A 19127-nucleotide genomic window follows, 5' to 3' on the forward strand; every position below is an offset into this window, starting at 1 on the left:
ATTGATCAGGGGACCTGCGTCGGGACTCGACTCGATCTGGACGCGAATCCCGTGATCATGGAGCGCGTGCGGGTGGAGGTGGTTCAGCTGGTGCGGTCGGCGATGTGGTCGCAGAGCGATTCGAGGGCGCGACGGGCGGGGACGTCGGGCAGGGGCGCCAGCCGGGTGCGGGCGTCCTCGGCGTAGCTGCGGACCGTCTCCCGGGCGCGCTTGAGCGCGGGGCTCTCGCGGAGCAGGCCCAGGGCTTCGGCGTGCAGGGCGTCGTCGGTCAGCGGGCCGGTGGCCAGGATCTCGCGCAGCCGCACCGAGGCCGCGTCGGCGTCGTCGGAGGCCAGGGCGTAGAGCACCGGCAGGGTTGGTACGCCCTCCCGCAGGTCGGTGCCGGGCGTCTTGCCCGACTCCGCCGACTCGCTGGCGATGTCCAGCAGGTCGTCGGAGAGCTGGAACGCCACCCCGATGGTCTCGCCGTAACCGGCCAGCGCCGCCACGTGCTCCGGCGTGGCCCCGCCGAACAGGCCACCGAAGTGCGCACTGGTGGCGATCAGCGAGCCGGTCTTCTCCGCGATCACCCGCAGGTAGTGCGTCACCGGGTCGTCGCCGGCCCGGGGACCGACGGTCTCGGCGATCTGGCCGTGCACCAGCCGGGCGAAGGTGCGTGCCTGTAGGCGTACCGCCTCGGGGCCCAGCTCGGCGGCGACGTCCGCGGCCCGGGCGAAGAGGTAGTCACCGACCAGGATGGCCACCGAGTTGGTCCAGCGGGAGTTGGCGCTGGGCGCGCCCCGGCGCACCGGGGCCTCGTCCATCACGTCGTCGTGGTAGAGCGTGGCCAGGTGGGTCAGCTCCACCACCACGGCGGCCGACACGACCTGTGCCCGGCCCGGGTCGCCGAACTGGGCGGCGAGGGCCACCAGCAACGGCCGGAACCGCTTGCCGCCGGCCTCCACCAGGTGCCGCGCGGCCTCGGTCACGAACGGGTCGGCGCTGGCGACGCTGCCCCGCAGCTCTGCCTCGATGGCCTCCAGCAGACCCAGCACGGAATCCTCGGTGCGGGGGTCGGCGAGATGAAGGCCGAGCGCGCCGAACTGACCTGCGCTGTGCCGGCTCCGGACGGCACCGGGGCCGGTGACACCTGAACGCTCGCCACCGCTAATCACCACGTCTCCACCATGCCACACGGGCTCTACCTGCACCGGACCGGGGATACGCGGCGAGGGCCGGCCCACAGGCGTGGGCCGGCCCTCGGTACGACAGGTGGCGTCGCTACCGGACGAAGTCCGCGGCTCCGGTGGCCAGGTCGAGCAGCGGCGCCGGCGCGACGCCGAGCACCAGGGTGGCGAGCACCCCGATAACCAGCGCCGCCGAGGTCAACCCGCCGGGCACGGTGACCGTCGGGGTCGAGTCGCCCGGCTCGGAGAGCCACATCATCACCACGACCCGCAGGTACGGGAAGGCCAGCACCATGCTGGTCAGCACGCCGGCGATCACCAGCCACGTCTGGCCACCGGCCAGGGCCGGGCCGAAGACCGCGAACTTGCTGGTGAAGCCGCTGGTCAGCGGAATACCGGCGAAGGCGAGCAGGATGAAGGTGAACACCGAGGCGTAGAGCGGCGACCGCCGGCCCAGCCCGGCCCACCGGGACAGGTGGGTGGCCTCCCCGTCGGCGTCCCGTACCAGGGTCACCACCGCGAACGCGGCCAGCACCGTGAAGCCGTACGCGACCAGGTAGAACATGGTGCCGGAGAGCCCGTCCCGCCCCGGTGCCAGCACCCCGACCAGCAGGTACCCGGCGTTGGCGATGGACGAGTACGCGAGCAGCCGCTTGATGTCGGTCTGGGTGACCGCGAACACCGCGCCGACCAGCATGGTGAGCACCGCCACCGCGCCGAGCACCGGGGTGAAGTCCCACCGCGCCCCCTCGAAGGCGACGTGGAACACCCGCAGCAGGGCACCGAACGCGGCGACCTTGGTGCAGGCCGCCATGAAGCCGGTCACCGGAGTCGGCGCGCCCTGGTAGACGTCCGGCGTCCAGACGTGGAACGGCGCGGCAGCCGCCTTGAACAGCAGTCCGATGGCGACCAGGGCCATACCGGCGAAGAGCAGCACCGGGCTCGCGGTGGAGGTGGTCACGGCCGCGTGGATCGTGGCGAAGTCGACCCCGGCCGCCCGGTCGCCCAGACCCGCGGTGAAGCCGTAGATCATGGCCAGCCCGAACAGGAAGAAGGCCGAGGCGTACGCGCCGAGCAGGAAGTACTTCATCGCCGCCTCCTGGCTCAGCAGCCGCCGGCGACGGGCCAGCGCGCAGAGCAGGTAGAGCGGCAGCGAGAAGACCTCAAGCGCGATGAACATGGTCAGCAGGTCGTTCGCCGACACGAAGATCAGCATGCCGCCGACCGCGAAGGTGACCAGCGGGTAGACCTCGCCGGCTCCACCGGCCCGCTCGGCCTGCCGCCGGTCGTCGGGCGAGTCGGCCGTGATGGCGGCCTGGGCGACGAACGCGCCACCGCGCTCGATCGCCCGCTCACCGACCAGCAGCAGCGCCATCGCCGCCAGCACCAGGATCGCGCCCTGGAGGAACAGCGTCGGGCCGTCGATCGCGATCACCCCGATGGTGATCACCCGCTTGTCGGCGTTGAGCACCACCATGGTCAGCGCGGCGAGCAGTGCCAGCAGCGCCAGCGGCAGCTGGACGGGGTGCCGCAGCCGCCGGGGCACGAACGCCTCGACCAGCACCCCGATCACCGCCGCACCCATCATGATCAGGATCGGTGCGAGTGCCGCGTAGTCGATCGGCGGCAGTACGAACTCGTTCACCGGACGAGCCTTTCGTTCGCGACAGCGAGGTTCACCGGGTCGCCTCCTGGACGGTGTCTACCGACGGGGCCGGGTCGGTCCGGCCGACGTCCTGCATGGTCGCCTGGATGGCGGGGTTGATCACGTCCGTCACCGGCTTCGGGTAGAAGCCGAGCAGCACGATCAGCGCGATCAGCGGAGCGACCACGACCTTCTCCCGCAGGTTGAGGTCACGCTTCATCCCGTCGATCTCGGTCAGCGCCGGGTTCAGGGTGCCCTGCGTGGTGCGCTGCACCATCCAGAGCACGTACGCCGCAGCCAGGATGATGCCCAGCGTGGCGATCACCGCGACCGGCTTGTTCACCGTGAACGTGCCGATCAGCACCAGGAACTCGGAGACGAACGGCGCGGTACCGGGCAGCGCCAGCGAGGCGAGACCGGCGAAGAAGAGCACCCCGGCCAGCACTGGGACGAGCTTGCCGGCACCACCGAAGTCGCTGACCAGCGCCGAGCCCCGGCGGGCGATCAGCATGCCCACCACCAGGAAGAGCAGGCCGGTGGCGAGCCCGTGGTTGACCATGTAGAGCACGGCACCGGTGCCCGCCTGGGTGGTGAAGGCGAAGATACCCACGCCGATGAAGCCGAAGTGGGCGATCGACGTGTACGACACCAGCCGCTTCAGATCGTTCTGCCCGACCGCCAGCAGCGCGGCGTAGATGATGCCGATCACCGCCAGCGCCAGCGCCCACGGCGCGAACCACTGGGCCGCGTCCGGGAACAGCGGCAGGCAGTAGCGCAGGATGCCGAAGGTGCCGACCTTGTCCAGCACGCCGACGAGCAGCGCGGCGGCGCCGGCGGGTGCCGCGCCACCGGCGTCCGGCAGCCAGGTGTGGAACGGGAAGAACGGTGCCTTGATCGCGAAGGCGATGAAGAATCCGAGGAACAGCCAGCGCTCGGCACCGGTGGAGATGTCCACCTGGGACAGCGCCACCCAGTCGAAGGTCTTCCCGCCGACCACCCACAGGCCGATCACCGCGGCCAGCATGAACAGGCCGCCGACCAGCGAGTAGAGGAAGAACTTGACCGCCGCGTACTGCCGCTGGTGGCCGCCGTAGCTGCCGATGAGGAAGTACATCGGCACCAGCATGACCTCGAAGAACACGTAGAACAGGAAGACGTCGGCGGCGGCGAAGACGCCGATCATCGTGCACTCGAGGACGAGCAGCAGCGCGAAGTAGACCGGCACGGAGCGCTTGGAGGACTCCGCGTCGTGCCAGGAGGCCAGGATCACCAGCGGCACCAGCACCGCGATCAGCATCAACATGACCAGCGCGATGCCGTCGGCGGCGAAGGTGAAGTTGACGCCCCAGTTCGGGATCCACGGGTACGACTCGCGGAACTGGAACCGGTCGCCGCCGACCTGGAAGGTCACCCACATGACCACCGACAGCGCCAGCACCAGCAGCGACCAGCCGAGCGCCACCTGCTTGGCCAGCGTCGGCCGGCTGCGCGGCAGGAGGGCGACCACCACGGCGCCGACCAGCGGCGCCACGGTGAGCACCGAGAGGAACGGGAAGTCGGACATTATGCGGCCTTACCTCCGTCGTCGATGCGCGGTCCGCCGGTGACGGCCGCGTGAGAGGCCGGCAGCCTCTTGAGGGCGATCACGCGAACCACCCCGCCTGTACCGCCAGGAACGCGGCCACCACCAGCAGCGCGCCGGTCAGGATCGAGGTGGCGTACGACCGGACGAAGCCGGTCTGCAGCCGCCGGAGCCGACCCGAGCCGCCACCGACCCCCGCGGCCAGGCCGTTGACCAGCCCGTCGATGCCCCGGTTGTCCAGGTAGACCAGCGCCCGGGTGAGGAAGATGCCCGGCTTCTCGAAGACCGCCTCGTTGACCGTGTCGGTGTAGAGGTTCTTGCGGGCGGCGGTGACCAGCACCCCGGCCGGCTGCTGCGTCGTCGCCGTGCCGTTGCGGAACAGGAACCAGGCCAGCACCACGCCGAGCGCGGTGACCGTCAGGGCGAGCGCGGTGACCGCATAGTGCGACAGCGCCCCCTCGTGGCTCTCCTCCAGCACGCCGAGCCCGGCGGTGGCGGTCAGCCAGTCCGGCACCGAGGTGGCCAGCAGCCAGCCGGCGCCGAGCGAGCCGATACCGAGCAGGATCAGCGGGATCGTCATCAGCGGCGGGGACTCGTGCGGGTGTTCGATCTCCTCGGTCCACCGCTTCGGCCCGTGGAAGGTGAGCACGAAGAGCCGGGTCATGTAGAACGCGGTCAGCCCGGCGCCGAGCAGCGCGGCGCCGCCGAACAGCCAGCCGCTCCACCCCTCGTGAGCGAAGGCCGCGAGGACGATCGGCTCCTTGGACCAGAAGCCGGAGAACGGGGGCAGGCCGATGATGGCCAGCCAGCCGGCCCCGAAGGTTAGCCAGGTGATCTTCATGTACTTCGACAGGCCACCGAAGCGGCGGATGTCCACCTGGTCCTTCATGCCGTGCATGACCGAGCCGGCGCCGAGGAACATGTTCGCCTTGAAGAAGCCGTGCGCCAGCAGGTGCACGATGGCCAGCGCGTACGCCGCGCCGCCCAGGCCCACGCCGAGGAACATGTAGCCGATCTGGCTCACCGTGGACCAGGCCAGCACCCGCTTGATGTCGTCCTTGGCGCAGCCGATGATCGCGCCGAGCAGCAGGGTCAGCGCGCCGACGCTGACCACGACCAGTTGCAGGGTGTGGTTCGCCGAGAAGATCGGGTTGGACCGGGCGATCAGGTAGACGCCGGCGGTGACCATCGTCGCGGCGTGGATGAGCGCCGACACCGGGGTCGGGCCTTCCATCGCGTCCGGCAACCACGCCTGGAGCGGGAACTGGCCGGACTTGCCGGCCGCGCCGAGCAGCAGGAGCAGGCCGAGCACCAGCACCGCGCCGCCGGCCAGCGCGCCGACGTTGTTGAACACCTCGTCGTACTGGGTGGTGCCCAGGGTGGCGAACATGATGAAGATGCCGATGGCCAGGCCGGCGTCGCCGACCCGGTTCATCAGGAACGCCTTCTTGCCGGCGGTGGCGGCGGCCGGCTTGGTGTACCAGAAGCTGATCAGCAGGTACGACGCCAGACCGACGCCCTCCCAGCCGAAGTACAGCATCACGTAGTTGTTGCCGAGGACCAGCAGCAGCATGGCCGCGACGAACAGGTTGAAGTAGGCGAAGAACCGCCGCCGGCCCGGGTCGTGCGCCATGTACTCGACCGCGTACAGGTGGATCAGGAAACCCACGCCGGTGATCAGCAGGACGAACACGCCGGCCAGCGGGTCGAACAGCAGGCCGAAGTCGACGTGCAGGCCGCCGACCGCGATGAAGTCCCAGAGGCTCAGCTCGACCGACTTGTTGTCCAGGCTGCGCAGGCCGAAGAAGTAGGTCAGGCCGAGCACGAACGCGGTCCCGACCGCGGCCACCCCGAGCCAGTGTCCCCAACGGTCGGCCCGCTTGCCGAGCAGCAGCAGCACCGCCGCGCTGACCAGCGGGATCGCCACCAGCAGCCAGACGCTGCTCAACAGCCCGTCGGCCGTCCCGAACGAGATGGTCTCGGCCGGAGCAGCCTGGGCGTACGTCAAGATTTCGTCCACCGGTGGGCCCCTCTAGTACTTCAACAGGTTGGCGTCGTCGACGCTGGCGGAGCGCCGGGTGCGGAAGATCGCCATGATGATGGCCAGCCCGACCACGACCTCGGCCGCCGCCACCACCATCACGAAGAACGCCATGATCTGGCCGTTGAGGTCACCGTTCATCCGGCTGAAGGTGACCAGCGCCAGGTTGGCCGCGTTGAGCATCAGCTCGACGCACATGAACAGCACGATCGCGTTCCGCCGGACCAGCACCCCGGCCGCGCCGATGGTGAACAGCACCACGGAGAGGACCAGGTAGTAGTTCGGCTCGACCGAGAAGAAGTCACTCACCGGGCCGGCCTTCCGTTCGCGACTGCGGGGCTCGCAAGCTCACTACTCGCGCTCACTTTTCCGTGCCCTTCAGGGTGGTCTCCTCGGCGGTCAGCTCCCGCACCGGAAGGATGTCCGGCGTGCTCCGGTCGCTCAGCCGGCCGTCCGGCAGGCGGGCCGGGGTGGCGACCGACGAGGAGGTGGCGAAGACACCCGGGCCGGGCTTCGGGCCGGGGTAGTTGCCGGGCGCGAAGCGGGCCTTCATGGTGGCCACCTGATCGCGCTTGTCCTCCTTGCGCCGCTCGACGTGCGCGAGGATCATGCCGCCGATGGTGGCGGTGATCAGCAGCGCCGCGGTCAGCTCGAACGCGAAGACGAAGTCGGTGAAGAGCAGCTTGGCGATGCCCTGCACGTTGCCGCCCGCGTTGGCCTGCTCCAGACCGACCGGGATGCTGCCCTGCGTGGCCCGGTAGACCCCGCTGCCGAGCAGACCGGCTAGTCCGACGCCCAGCCCCATCGCGGCGATCCGCTGACCGCGCAGCACCTCGATCAGCGAGTCGGAGGCGTCCCGACCGACCAGCATCAGCACGAACAGGAAGAGCATCATGATCGCGCCGGTGTAGACGATGATCTGCACCATGCCGATGAACGGTCCGGCCTGGAGCACGTAGAACACGCCCAGGCTGAGCATGGTCAGCACCAGCCAGAGCGCCGAGTGCACCGCGTTGCGGGCCGCGACCATGCCGATCGCACCGGCCAGTGCCAGCGGGGCGAGGATCCAGAAGGTCACCGCCTCGCCGGTCGAGACCGCACCCGCGGCGGCGAGCACCGTCGACGTGGTCATGCCGTCTCTCCCTTTTCCGCAGCGGCCCGCTGGGCGGCCTGCTCGGCACCGGGGAAGGTGACGCCCGGGTGCTCGTCCACCTGGTAGCGGCCCGGACCCATCGGCGAGCGCTCGGCCCCGGCCGAGGTGCCCGGATTGGTCAGGCTGCCGACGTAGTAGTCCTTCTCGCTGTCGCCCAGGCGCATCGGGTGCGGCGGCTGCTCCATCCCGGGCAGCAGCGGCGCGAGCAGCTGCTCCTTGGTGAAGATCAGATCCTGCCGGTTGTCCCGGGCCAGCTCGTACTCGTTGCTCATCGTCAACGACCGGGTCGGGCAGGCCTCGATGCAGAGGCCGCAGAAGATGCACCGGGCGTAGTTGATCTGGTACACGCTGGCGTAACGCTCGCCCGGCGAGAAGCGCTGCTCGTCGGTGTTGTCGCCGCCCTCGACGAAGATCGCGTCCGCCGGGCAGGCCCAGGCGCACAGCTCACAGCCGATGCACTTCTCCAGCCCGTCCGGGTGCCGGTTGAGGATGTGCCGCCCGTGGTAGCGCGGCGCCGGGGTCGGCGGGGTGAACGGGTAGTCGGTCGTGACGACCTTCCTGAACATGTGCGAGAAGGTGACCCCGAAGCCCTTGAACGTTCCGGTAATCGCGCCCACGTCACACCTCCTCAGAGTCCTGGCCGGCGGGAACGTTGGCCGGCTCCCGCTCGGCGACCATGCGCCGGGTGCGCGGGCTCGGTGGTACCTGCAGATCCATCGGGGGCAGCGGGAAGCTGCCCTGCGGCCGGTTTTCGACCTGCTCGGCGAGGGTCGGCTGCGGCTGCGGCTTACGGGATGGCCAGAACACCGCGACGAGCAGCACGATGCCGGCCGGGATGCCGATCGCGTACAAGCGGCTCGTGGTGTCCCAGTCGCCGATGGTGCGCAGGCCGGCGAGAACCACGATCCAGACCAGGCTGACCGGGATCAGCACCTTCCAGCCGAGGCGCATGAGCTGGTCGTAGCGGAGCCGGGGCAGCGTGCCCCGCAGCCAGACGAAGACGAAGACCAGCAGGATGACCTTGCCGAAGAACCAGAGCAGCGGCCACCAGCCGGAGTTGGCCCCCGACCAGGCGCTGATCGGCCACGGCGCGTACCAGCCGCCCAGGAAGAGCGTCACGGTGAAGGCCGACATGGTCACCATCGCGACGTACTCGCTGAGCATGATCAGCGCGAACTTCAGCGAGCTGTACTCGGTCATGAAGCCGGCCACCAGCTCCGACTCCGCCTCGGGCAGGTCGAACGGCGGCCGGTTGGTCTCGCCGACGATGGAGATGAAGAAGACCACGAAGCTGGGGAAGAGCAGTACCGCGTACCAGCCCGGCGTCCAGATGTCGAGGCCGAACAGGGTCAACGTGGTGCCGTTGCCCTGGGCGGCCACGATCTCGCTGGTGGACATCGTGCCGGAGAGCATGAACACGGCCACGATGGACAGCCCCAGCGCCACCTCGTAGGAGATCAGCTGGGCGCTGGAACGCAGACCGCCGAGGAGCGGGTAGGTCGAGCCGGAGGCCCAGCCGGCGAGCACGATGCCGTACACCGCCATCGACGAGAGGGCGAGCACCACCAGCACCGCCACCGGCACGTCGGTGACCTGTAGCGGCGTCTGGTGACCGAAGACGCTCACCATCGGGCCGAACGGGATCACCGACAGCGCGGTGACCGCACAGATGACCGAGATGGCCGGGGCGAAGAAGTAGATGACCTTGTCCGCCGACTTCGGGAGGATGTCCTCCTTGAAGGCCATCTTCAGGCCGTCGGCGAGCGTCTGCAGCAGGCCGAACGGGCCGAGCTGGTTGGGGCCCGGCCGCACCTGCATGAAGCCGACGACCCGCCGCTCGAACCAGACGCCGAGCAGCGTGCCGAGCAGGGCGACGAGGAAGGCGAAGACGATCTTGCCGAGGATCAGCCACCACGGGTCGTGGCCGAAGTCGGTCAGCGACGGCGCCTGGGCAAGGAGCGTTTGACTCACTGGTTACCCCCGGAGGAGTTGAGAAGCGGGCCCGGACGGCCGGCCGCGTCGGCGGCAACCGGCTCGGACGTGCCGGGTGCGGAGACCCGCACCACCGCGCCGGACGTCGCGCCCAGGCTGCGCCGCACGGTCGCGCCGGGCGAGTTGGTGGGCAGCCAGACCACGCCGTCCGGCATCTCGGTGATCGCCGCCGGCAGGGTCAGCGCCCCCCGGTCGGTACCCACCGTCACCGGGTCGCCGTCGGCGACACCGAGCGCCTCCGCGGTGCCCTTGCCCAGCCGGACCACCGGCGGGCGGGCCGTGCCGCCCAGGTGCTCGTCACCGTCGGTGAGGCTGCCCAGGTCGACCAGCTGGTGCCAGGTCGCCAGCACCGCCTCACCGGACCCGAGCTGGCGGACGGTGCCCGGCGCGACCGTGGGGACGGTCGGGCGATCCATCCGGGTCGCCGGCAGGCCGCCCAGCTCGCGCCGGACGGTGAGCACGTCCCCGGTGCCCAACCGGACACCAAGCTCGGCCGCCAGGGCGTCGAGCACCCGGCCGTCGGTCATCGCGGCGGTGTCCAGCACCGCGTCGAAGGGCCGCAGCCGGCCCTCCCAGTCCAGGAAGCTGCCGGCCTTCTCGACCACCGGCGCGACCGGCAGCACGACGTCCGCCCGGCGGGTCACGGCGCTGGCCCGCAGCTCCAGGCTGACCAGGAACGGCACCGCGTCCAGGGCCTGCTCGGCCAGCCGCGGGTCGGCCAGGTCGGCCGGGTCCACCCCGGCCACCACCAGCGCGTCGAGCTGACCCGCGGCGGCGGCGGCGAGAATGCCGTCGGTGTCCCGCCCGGCCTGGCTCGGGATCACCCCGGCCGGGATGTCCCACGCCTCGCCCAGCTCGGCGCGGGCGGCCGGCTCGGTGACCAGGCGCCCGCCGGGCAGCAGGTTGGGCAGGCAGCCGGTGTCGACCGCGCCGCGGTCACCGGCGCGCCGCGGCACCCAGGCCAGCTTCGCCCCGGTACGCGCGGCCACCTCGGCGGCGGCGGAGAGGCCACCGGGCACGGTGGCCAGCCGCTCACCGACGATCAGGATCGCGCCCTCGGTGCTGAGCGCCTCGGCGACCGTCGCGTGCTCGGCGAGCACGCCGGCCTCCTCGCCCGGCACCACCCGGGCCAGCTTGGCCCCGAGCTTCTCCAGGCCGCGGGTGGCGAACGGCGCGATCGCGTACACCTTCAGCTTCTTCTTCAGGTACGCCTTGCGCAGCCGCAGGAAGAGGATCGGGCACTCCTCCTCCGGCTCCAGGCCGACCAGCACCACGGCCGGTGCGTTCTCGACGTCGGTGTAGGTGACGTCGGTGTTGCCGGCGACCGTGCTGGCCAGGAAGTCGGCCTCCTCGCGGGAGACCGGGCGGGCCCGGAAGTCGATGTCGTTCGTGTTCAGCGCGACCCGAGCGAACTTGGCGTACGCGTAGGAGTCCTCGACGGTCAGCCGGCCGCCGGTGAGCACCGCCGAACCCTGGCCGCCGTCCCGAGCGGCACGCAGCCCCTCGGCGGCGACGCTGAGCGCCTCGCTCCAGGACGCCTCACGCAGTTCCCCGGTGCGCTGGTCGCGGACCAGCGGGGTGGTGAGCCGGTCGGCGGCGCGGGCGTACTGGAAGCCCCACCGGCCCTTGTCGCAGTTCCACTCCTCGTTGACCTGCGGGTCGTCGCCGGCCAGCCGGCGCAGCACCTTGCCCCGGCGCCAGTCGGTGCGCTGGGCGCACCCGGCCGAGCAGTGCTCGCACACGCTCGGGCTGGAGACCAGGTCGAACGGGCGGGCCCGGAACCGGTACTGGGCGCCGGTCAGCGCGCCGACCGGGCAGATCTGCACGGTGTTGCCGGAGAAGTACGAGTTGAAGGGAACATCGCCCTCCTCGCCCTCGGCCCCGTACTCCTCGTCCCGGTAGATGTTGATCTCCTCGGCCGAGGAGCGGTTCATCAGGTCGATGAACTTGTCACCCGCGATCTCCTCGGAGAACCGGGTGCAGCGCTGGCAGAGCACGCACCGCTCGCGGTCGAGCAGCACCTGGGTGCTGATCGGCAGCGGCTTCGGGTACTCCCGCTTGTGCTCGTGGAACCGGGAGTCGCTGCGGCCGGTCGACATGGCCTGGTTCTGCAGCGGGCACTCGCCGCCCTTGTCGCACATCGGGCAGTCGAGGGGGTGGTTCAGCAGCAGCAGCTCCATGACCCCCTCCTGCGCCTTCTTGGCGACCGGGGAGGTGAGCTGGGTACGGACCACCATGCCGTCGGCCACCGTCTGGGTGCAGGAGGCGACGGGCTTGCGCTGCCCCTCCACCTCCACCAGGCACTGCCGGCAGGCGCCGGCCGGGGCCAGCAGCGGGTGGTCGCAGAACCGGGGAATCTCGGTGCCGAGCTGCTCGGCGACGCGGATCAGCAGCGCCCCCTTCGGGGCGGTGACCTCGACACCGTCGATGGTGAGCGTGACCGTCTCGGTCGACTTGGCTACGTCCGTCATTAGTGGGCTCCCACCAACTGCTTGTCGGACAACTTCGGCGCGGTCCGTCCCTCGATGTAGTCGAGGTAGTCCTGCTTGAAGTACTTCAGTGACGAGGTCACCGAGCTGGTGGCGCCGTCACCCAGGCCGCAGAACGAGCGGCCGAGGATGTTGTCGCAGGTGTCGAGCAGGGTGTCCAGGTCGTCGTGGGTGCCCTGCCCGGAGAGGATGCGCCGGTAGACCCGGACCATCCAGTAGTTGCCCTCCCGGCACGGGGTGCACTTGCCGCACGACTCGTGGTGGTAGAACTCCAGCCACCGGTAGGTCGCGTAGACCGGGCAGTCCTGGTCGGAGAAGATCTGGGTGGCCGTGGTGCCGAGGATCGAGCCGGCGCCGGCCACCCCCTCGAAGTCCATCGGCACGTCGAGGTGCTCGGCGGTGAGCAGCGGGGTCGACGACCCGCCCGGGGTCCAGAACTTCAGGTTGTGCCCGGGCTGCATCCCACCGGCCAGCTCCAGCAGCTCGCGCAGGGTGACGCCGAGGGAGCACTCGTACTGGCCCGGGTTGGCGATCCGGCCGGACAGCGAGTAGATCATCGGCCCGGAGGACTTCTCCGTGCCCATGCTCTTCCACCAGGCGGCGCCACCTAGCACGATGTACGGCACGCTGGCGATGGTGCCGACGTTGTTGACCACCGTGGGGCTGGCGTACAGGCCGTGCGTCGCCGGGAACGGCGGGCGCAGCCGGGGCTGCCCCCGGAAGCCCTCCAGCGAGTCGAGCAGCGCCGTCTCCTCGCCGCAGATGTACGCCCCGGCGCCCGAGTGCACCACCAGCTCCAGGTCGAAGCCCGAGCCGAGGATGTTCCGCCCGAGGTAGCCCTTGGCGTACGCCTCGTTCACCGCGTTGCGCAGCCGGCGTGCGGCGTGCACCGCCTCACCGCGGATGTAGATGTAGGCCCGGTTGGCCCGGATCGCGTACGACGCGATGATCACGCCCTCGACCAGCGAGTGCGGGTCGTGCGTCATCAGCGGCAGGTCCTTGCAGGTGCCCGGCTCGCCCTCGTCGGCGTTCACCACCAGGTAGTGCGGCTTGCCGTCGCCCTGCGGGATGAAACCCCACTTGAGACCGGTGGGGAAGCCGGCGCCGCCGCGGCCGCGCAGCCCGGAGTCCTTGACCAGCTGGATCAGGTCGTCCGGGTGCGCCTTGAGCGCCTTGCGCAGTGCCGCGTAGCCGTCCAGCTTCTCGTACGTGCCGATCCGCCAGGCGTCGGGCGACAGCCAGCGCTTGGTGAGCACCGGCGTCAGCTTGGCCAGGGTCTCCGGCCGAGGCGTGGTCACTTCTGAGCCCCCTTGTCGTTCGCCGAGCCCTGGTCACCGGAGCGGCCGGTGGACTCCGCTTCCCTGAGGTTGCGCTCCTGCGCCTCGGCGTCGTCGCCGGCAGGCTTGGCGTCAGCGGCCGGCTTGTTGGCCGCCACCCCGGCGGCCTCCGCCGTCTGGGCGTCGCGCGGCCCGGGCGCCGGGCCGTCGACCGGGACCTTGGTGCCGGGCGCGTCCGGCACGGCGGTCTTCGCGTCCGGCTGCCGGGTCTCGGCGGTACGCAGCTGCGGCGACTTGCGGTCCGGGGCCGGCACGTCGGGTGCGGTGCTGCCGGTCGGCGCCGCCTTCGCCGGGGTGGCCGGGGCGGGCTTGTCGCCGCTGCGGATCGGGGTGTTCGGGTCGAAGCCCGGCACCGAGATGCCGTGCTCCTGGGCCAGCCGCAGGCCGCGCAGGCTCGGCTCGCCCGGCACGCCGTCGGCGACCGCGCCCTCGCGCTCGTCGGCGAAGCCGGCGAGCTGGATCGCCATCTCCTTCAGCGTGCAGAGGCGGGCGCCCCGGCTCGACGTAGGCCGGCCACCGGCCCGCAGCTCGTCCACCACGCCCACCGCGGTCTGCGGGTCGACACCGTCGAAGAAGTCGTAGTTGACGGTCATCACCGGGCCGTAGTCGCAGGCCGCCAGGCACTCGGCGTGCTCCAGCGTGACCTTCCCGTCGGCGGTGGTCTCGTCGTGCCCGACGCCCAGGTGCTCGGCGAGGGTGTCGTAGACCTCCTGGCCGCCGAGCACGTTGCACATCGTGTTGGTGCAGACGCTGACCAGCCAGTCACCGGTGGGCCGGCGCTTGTACATCGTGTAGAAGCTGGCGACCGCGCCGACCTGGGCCTTGTTCAGGCCGAGCACCTCGGCGCAGAACGCCACGCCGGCCGGGGAGACGTAGCCCTCCTCGGACTGCACGAGGTGCAGCAGGGGAAGCAGTGCCGAGCGGGACCGGTCGGCCGGGTAGCGGGCGACGATCTCCCGCGCCCGGGCCCGCGTCTCGTCCGTGAAGACAGTCGTGGTCACCGGTCACAACCTCCCATGACGGGGTCCAGCGAGGCGCCGCCGGCGATCACGTCGGCGATCAGGCCACCCTCGGCCATCGCCGGCAGGGCCTGAAGATTGACGAAACTCGGCTCCCGGTAGTGCACCCGGTACGGCCGGGTGCCACCGTCGGAGACGGCGTGCACGCCCAGCTCACCGCGGGGCGACTCGATGCCGACGTACACCTGGCCCGGCGGCACCCGGAAGCCCTCCGTCACCAGCTTGAAGTGGTGGATCAGGGACTCCATCGACTGCCCCATGATCTTGGCGACGTGCTCCAGCGAGTTGCCCATGCCGTCGACGCCGATGGCCAACTGCGCCGGCCAGGCGATCTTCTTGTCGGCCACCATCACCGGACCCGGCTTGAGCCGGTCCAGCGCCTGCTCGACCAACTTGAGCGACTCGCGGATCTCGGCCATCCGGACCAGGTAGCGGGCCCAGACGTCGCCGTCGGCGTGCGTCGGCACGTCGAACTCGTACGTCTCGTAGCCGCAGTACGGCATCGTCTTGCGCAGGTCCCAGGCCAGCCCCGCCGAGCGCAGCACCGGCCCGGTGACGCCCAGCGCCACGCAGGCCGTCACGTCGAGCACGGCGACGTTCTGCGTCCGCTCCAGCCAGATCGGCTGGCCGGAGAGCAGGTCCTCGTACTCCTTGAGCCGCTTGGGCATCAGCTTGAGGAACTCGCGGATCTTGACGATCGCCTCGTCCGGCACGTCCTGGGCGACCCCGCCCGGCCGGACGTACGCGTGGTTCATCCGCAGGCCGGTGATCAGCTCGAAGATCTCCAGGATGTACTCGCGCTCCCGGAAGCCGTAGAGCATGATCGAGATCGCGCCCAACTCCATGCCGGTGGTGGCGATCCAGACCAGGTGGGAGGAGATCCGGTTCAGCTCCATCATGAGCACCCGGATGGTGTTGGCCCGCTCGGTCACGTCGTCGGTGATGCCGAGCAGCTTCTCCACCGCGAGGGCGTACGCCGTCTCGTTGAAGATCGGAGCGAGGTAGTCCATCCGGGTCACGAAGGTCGAACCCTGGACCCAGTTGCGGTACTCCAGGTTCTTCTCGATGCCGGTGTGCAGGTAGCCGATGACCGAGCGGGCCTCCCGGACCGTCTCGCCCTCCAACTCCAGGACCAGCCGGAGCACGCCGTGCGTGGACGGGTGCTGCGGGCCCATGTTGACGACGATCCGACCCTCGTTGATCGGGTCGACACCCGAGACGACGTCGTCCCAGTCCCCGCCGGTGACGGTGAAGACCCGGCCCTCTGCGGTCTCGCGCTCGGTGGCGTAGTTCGACGAAGTCACGGTGCCGGCCTTTCGTTCGCGACTGCGAGGCTCCGCTGCGCTGCACTCCTCGCGCTCACTGGTACGACCTCCGCTTGTCGGGCGGCGGGATCTCGGCGCCCTTGTACTCCACGGGCACACCGCCGAGGGGGTAGTCCTTGCGCTGCGGGTGGCCCTCCCAGTCGTCCGGCATGAGGATCCGGGTCAGCGCCGGGTGGCCGTCGAAGACGACGCCGAACATGTCGTACGCCTCCCGCTCCTGCCAGTCGGCCGTCGGGTAGACCGAGGTGACGCTGGGCAGGTGCGGCTGCTCGACGGAGACAGCGGCCTCCAGCCGGACCCGCCGCCGGTAGGTCATCGAGGTCAGCTGGTAGACCACGTGCAGCCGGCGCTCGTCGGCCCCCAGGTAGTCCACCCCGGAGACCGAGGAGCACAGCTCGAAGCGCAGTGCCGGGTCGTCCCGCATCACCTGGCAGACCTCGGCGATCCGCTCCGGGCGGATGTGCAGGGTCAGCTCGCCACGGTCGACCACCACGTGCTCGATGGCCTCGCCGAAGGCGGGGTACGCCTCCTCCAGCGCGTCGCGCACCTCGTCGAAGTAGCCCCCGTACGGCCGGGGCGAGTCCTCGATCGTCCGGTGCTGGCGGACCAGGCCGCCGAAGCCGGAGACGTCACCGGTGCCCTGGTTGCCGAACATGCCCCGGCCGGCCGGACTGGCCGGCGGAAACTCGGCGGGCGCGCCGCTGGTCGCCCCGGCCGGCGTGACCGGAACCGGTACGCCGCCGGCGGTCGGCTTCTCGTCAGTCACTTGATCCCCCGGTACGGCTGGAGGTGGTTCTGGGCATTCATCCAGTTCTCGATCCGCAGCTGCTCCTCGCGGCCCTCGCGGACGGCCTTCGTCCACTCGGCCCGCCGGGCCTTGTCGTTGCGGTACGACGACGGCATCGAGCCGTACGGGACCACCGGCACGTCGCCGCGCGCCTCACGGGCGGCCAGCATCTTGCGGCCGTTCGGGCCGAGCGGCTCGTGCCCGATCTTCTCGCGCAGCTTGAGGATCGCGTCGATGAGCATCTCCGGCCGGGGCGGGCAGCCCGGCAGGTACATGTCGACCGGCACCACGTGGTCGACGCCCTGCACGATGGCGTAGTTGTTGAACATGCCACCGCTGCTGGCACAGACGCCCATGGAGAGCACCCAGCGGGGCTCGGCCATCTGGTCGTAGATCTGGCGCAGCACCGGAGCCATCTTCTGACTCACCCGACCGGCGACGATCATCAGGTCGGCCTGCCGGGGCGAGGCCCGGAAGACCTCCATGCCCCACCGGCCCATGTCGTAGTGCGGGCCACCGGCGGCCATCATCTCGATCGCGCAGCAGGCCAGGCCGAACGTGGCGCCCCAGACCGACGACTTGCGCGACCAGTTGACCAGCTTCTCCACCGAGGTGAGCAGGACGCCGGCGGGAAGTTTCTCCTCGATACCCATTGCCGTTCCTCCCTCAGTCCCAGTCCAGGCCGCCGCGCCGCCACTCGTAGGCGTACGCGACGAAGACCGCACCGATGAAAATCAACATGGCCATGAATCCGAAGACCGGCAGGGCGTTGAACGAGACCGCCCACGGGTAAAGGAAGATCATTTCCACGTCGAAGACGATGAAGAGCATCGCCGTCAGATAGAACTTGACCGGGAACCGGCTTCCGCCGATCGGTTGCGGGCTAGGCTCGATCCCACACTCGTAGGCTTCGAGCTTGGCCTTGTTGTAGCGCCGGGGCCCGGCAAAACGGGCGGCGGCTATCGAGAACAGCGCGAAGGCCGCGGCGAGGGCGAACAGCCCGATGATGGGTACGTAAGGCGAGAGCGACATCTTCTTCTCCTGCTCGTCCTTCCCTGCCCTCGTTCGTTGGCGAAATTCACACTATTCACGTCCCACCCGCTGACCGTCAGCGGGGGTGGACCTTGACTGCCCCGCGCCCTTACACCGCGGGCGCGACCCGGGTCATCGCATTGATCACCCGGTCCATCGCGTCACCGCCACGCGGGTCGGTGAGGTTGGCCAGCAGCTTGAGCACGAAGCGCATCAGGGTCGGGTGGGGCATCCCGTGCTTCGTCGCCACGCGCATGATCTCCGGCCGGCCGATCAGCTTCACGAAGATCCCGCCCAGCCGGTAGTAGCCGCCGAACCGGGTCTTCAACTCCTGCGGGTACGCCATCAGCGCCCGCTCCCGCTCGGCACCGGCGGGCCGGGCCAGCGCCTGCGCCGCGACCTCCGCGGCCAGCTCACCGGACTCCATCGCGTACGCGATGCCCTCGCCGTTGAACGGGTTGACCATGCCGCCGGAGTCGCCGACCAGCATGACCCCGCGGGTGTAGTGCGGCACCCGGTTGAAACCCATCGGCAGCGCCGCGCCGAGGGTCGGCCCCTCGGCGTTCGCCTCGTCGGTCATCCCCCACTCCGGCGGCGTGTTGGCCAGCCAGTCGGTGAGCAGCCGCCGGTAGTTGGTCTTCCCGAAGGCTGAGGACGAGTTGAGGATGCCGAGCCCGACATTGACCCGGCCGTCACCGAGGCCGAAGATCCAGCCGTACCCGGGCAGCAGCGCGTCGCTGCCCTTGGCCCGCAGCTCCAGCCAGGACTCCAGGTAGTCGTCGTCGTGCCGGGCCTCGGAGCGGTAGTAGCGGCGCACCGCCACGCCGATCGGGCGGTCCTCCCGCTTGGCCAGCCCGAGGGCGAGCGGGAAGCGGCCGGAGACGCCGTCCGCGGCGACCACCAGCGGCGCGTGGAAGGTGGCCGGGGCCTTGTCCGGGCCGTCCTCGGCCTGCACCCCGATCACCCGGCCGTCCGGGTCGAGCACCGGGCCGATGACGTTGACGCTGGTGCGCAGCTTGGCACCGGCGGAGACCGCCTGCTGGACGAGCAGGTCGTCGAAGTCGAGCCGGGTGCGCACCAGACCGTAGTTCGGGAAGCTGGCGAGATCGGGCCAGTCCAGCTCCAGCCGGAGGCCACCGCCGATCACCCGCAGCCCCCGGTTGTGCAGCCAGCCGGCCTCGGGAGAGGTGTCGACGCCCATCCGGATCAGCTGCCGCACCGCACGCGGGGTCAGCCCGTCACCGCAGACCTTCTCCCGGGGGAACTCGGTCTTCTCCAGCAGCAGCACGCGTACGCCGTGCCGAGCCAGGTGGTATGCGGTCGCCGACCCACCGGGACCGGCGCCCACGACGATCACGTCGGCGTCGTTCTCCACCGCGGTCATCCGCGCCTCCTCCCGCATGCTCGTGAAATGCTTCACAAGCCAGCCGGGACGAGTCTATGACCGGCACCATACGCTCGCCTTGTTAGGGCGACCTAACCTGCTGGAGACGGGCCGGTCACGGCGTTGCGGGCCGCCGACGGCGGGACGACGCGGCGGGAGATCGAGGCGGCGGGGG

The 19127-nt window shown here is 70.4% G+C and carries 16 protein-coding genes; all 16 read right to left on the reverse strand.

Annotated elements, in window-relative coordinates:
• Positions 1-83: 83 nt before the first annotated feature.
• Positions 84-1157, reverse strand: a complete 1074-nt coding sequence (locus C1I95_RS20220) for a polyprenyl synthetase family protein (RefSeq protein ID WP_199523825.1) — start codon at positions 1155-1157, stop codon at positions 84-86.
• A 103-nt stretch (positions 1158-1260) separates the two neighbouring features.
• Positions 1261-2811 (reverse strand): NADH-quinone oxidoreductase subunit NuoN, encoded by a 1551-nt coding sequence (gene nuoN, locus C1I95_RS20225; protein WP_111215422.1) that lies wholly within the window; start codon positions 2809-2811, stop codon positions 1261-1263.
• Positions 2812-2842: 31 nt separating this feature from the next.
• A complete protein-coding gene (locus C1I95_RS20230) occupies positions 2843-4375 on the reverse strand; it encodes an NADH-quinone oxidoreductase subunit M (protein WP_111215425.1) in 1533 nt (510 codons plus the stop codon).
• A gap of 79 nt (positions 4376-4454) precedes the next feature.
• Positions 4455-6413: an NADH-quinone oxidoreductase subunit L gene (nuoL, locus tag C1I95_RS20235; RefSeq protein ID WP_111215427.1), complete on the reverse strand. Its 1959-nt coding sequence runs from the start codon at positions 6411-6413 to the stop codon at positions 4455-4457.
• 12 nt (positions 6414-6425) lie between these two features.
• Positions 6426-6743 carry an NADH-quinone oxidoreductase subunit NuoK gene (gene nuoK / locus C1I95_RS20240; RefSeq protein WP_111215429.1) on the reverse strand — a complete coding sequence of 106 codons (318 nt, stop codon included), beginning with the start codon at positions 6741-6743 and terminating at the stop codon, positions 6426-6428.
• Between the two features lie 52 nt (positions 6744-6795).
• Complete coding sequence (locus C1I95_RS20245) at positions 6796-7566, reverse strand: NADH-quinone oxidoreductase subunit J (RefSeq protein ID WP_111215431.1); 771 nt, start codon at positions 7564-7566, stop codon at positions 6796-6798.
• Positions 7563-8204 (reverse strand): NADH-quinone oxidoreductase subunit NuoI, encoded by a 642-nt coding sequence (gene nuoI / locus C1I95_RS20250; RefSeq protein ID WP_111215433.1) that lies wholly within the window; start codon positions 8202-8204, stop codon positions 7563-7565. Before nuoI ends, C1I95_RS20245 begins: the two co-directional genes overlap by 4 nt.
• 1 nt (position 8205) lies before the next feature.
• On the reverse strand, positions 8206-9558 hold the full coding sequence (nuoH, locus tag C1I95_RS20255; protein ID WP_111215436.1) for an NADH-quinone oxidoreductase subunit NuoH: 1353 nt from the start codon (positions 9556-9558) through the stop codon (positions 8206-8208).
• Positions 9555-12050: an NADH-quinone oxidoreductase subunit G gene (locus tag C1I95_RS20260; RefSeq protein WP_111215439.1), complete on the reverse strand. Its 2496-nt coding sequence runs from the start codon at positions 12048-12050 to the stop codon at positions 9555-9557. The genes nuoH and C1I95_RS20260 overlap by 4 nt, the downstream gene beginning before the upstream one ends.
• Positions 12050-13366, reverse strand: coding sequence for an NADH-quinone oxidoreductase subunit NuoF (nuoF, locus tag C1I95_RS20265; RefSeq protein WP_111215441.1), 1317 nt, complete (start codon positions 13364-13366; stop codon positions 12050-12052). Before nuoF ends, C1I95_RS20260 begins: the two co-directional genes overlap by 1 nt.
• Positions 13363-14406, reverse strand: coding sequence for an NADH-quinone oxidoreductase subunit NuoE (nuoE, locus tag C1I95_RS20270; RefSeq protein ID WP_111215443.1), 1044 nt, complete (start codon positions 14404-14406; stop codon positions 13363-13365). The genes nuoF and nuoE overlap by 4 nt, the downstream gene beginning before the upstream one ends.
• Positions 14403-15728: an NADH-quinone oxidoreductase subunit D gene (locus C1I95_RS20275; protein ID WP_111215446.1), complete on the reverse strand. Its 1326-nt coding sequence runs from the start codon at positions 15726-15728 to the stop codon at positions 14403-14405. Before C1I95_RS20275 ends, nuoE begins: the two co-directional genes overlap by 4 nt.
• 55 nt (positions 15729-15783) lie before the next feature.
• Positions 15784-16515 (reverse strand): NADH-quinone oxidoreductase subunit C, encoded by a 732-nt coding sequence (locus C1I95_RS20280; RefSeq protein ID WP_111215448.1) that lies wholly within the window; start codon positions 16513-16515, stop codon positions 15784-15786.
• Positions 16512-17189 (reverse strand): NuoB/complex I 20 kDa subunit family protein, encoded by a 678-nt coding sequence (locus C1I95_RS20285; RefSeq protein WP_092381058.1) that lies wholly within the window; start codon positions 17187-17189, stop codon positions 16512-16514. Before C1I95_RS20285 ends, C1I95_RS20280 begins: the two co-directional genes overlap by 4 nt.
• Before the next feature lie 13 nt (positions 17190-17202).
• Positions 17203-17568, reverse strand: coding sequence for an NADH-quinone oxidoreductase subunit A (locus tag C1I95_RS20290; RefSeq protein WP_111215450.1), 366 nt, complete (start codon positions 17566-17568; stop codon positions 17203-17205).
• Between the two features lie 109 nt (positions 17569-17677).
• Positions 17678-18952, reverse strand: coding sequence for a geranylgeranyl reductase family protein (locus tag C1I95_RS20295; protein WP_111215453.1), 1275 nt, complete (start codon positions 18950-18952; stop codon positions 17678-17680).
• Between the last annotated feature and the right edge of the window lie 175 nt (positions 18953-19127).

Origin of the sequence: Micromonospora craterilacus, assembly GCF_003236315.1 — a bacterium.
GTDB lineage: Bacteria > Actinomycetota > Actinomycetes > Mycobacteriales > Micromonosporaceae > Micromonospora > Micromonospora craterilacus.

Bases quoted from the DNA above. Each gene is read 5' to 3' on its own strand.
- C1I95_RS20245 (WP_111215431.1), bottom strand. From the start codon at position 7,566: ATGACCACGTCGACGGTGCTCGCCGCCGCGGGTGCGGTCTCGACCGGC.
- C1I95_RS20295 (WP_111215453.1), bottom strand. From the start codon at position 18,952: ATGACCGCGGTGGAGAACGACGCCGACGTGATCGTCGTGGGCGCCGGT.
- C1I95_RS20260 (WP_111215439.1), bottom strand. From the start codon at position 12,050: ATGACGGACGTAGCCAAGTCGACCGAGACGGTCACGCTCACCATCGAC.
- C1I95_RS20230 (WP_111215425.1), bottom strand. From the start codon at position 4,375: ATGTCCGACTTCCCGTTCCTCTCGGTGCTCACCGTGGCGCCGCTGGTC.
- C1I95_RS20285 (WP_092381058.1), bottom strand. From the start codon at position 17,189: ATGGGTATCGAGGAGAAACTTCCCGCCGGCGTCCTGCTCACCTCGGTG.
- C1I95_RS20290 (WP_111215450.1), bottom strand. From the start codon at position 17,568: ATGTCGCTCTCGCCTTACGTACCCATCATCGGGCTGTTCGCCCTCGCC.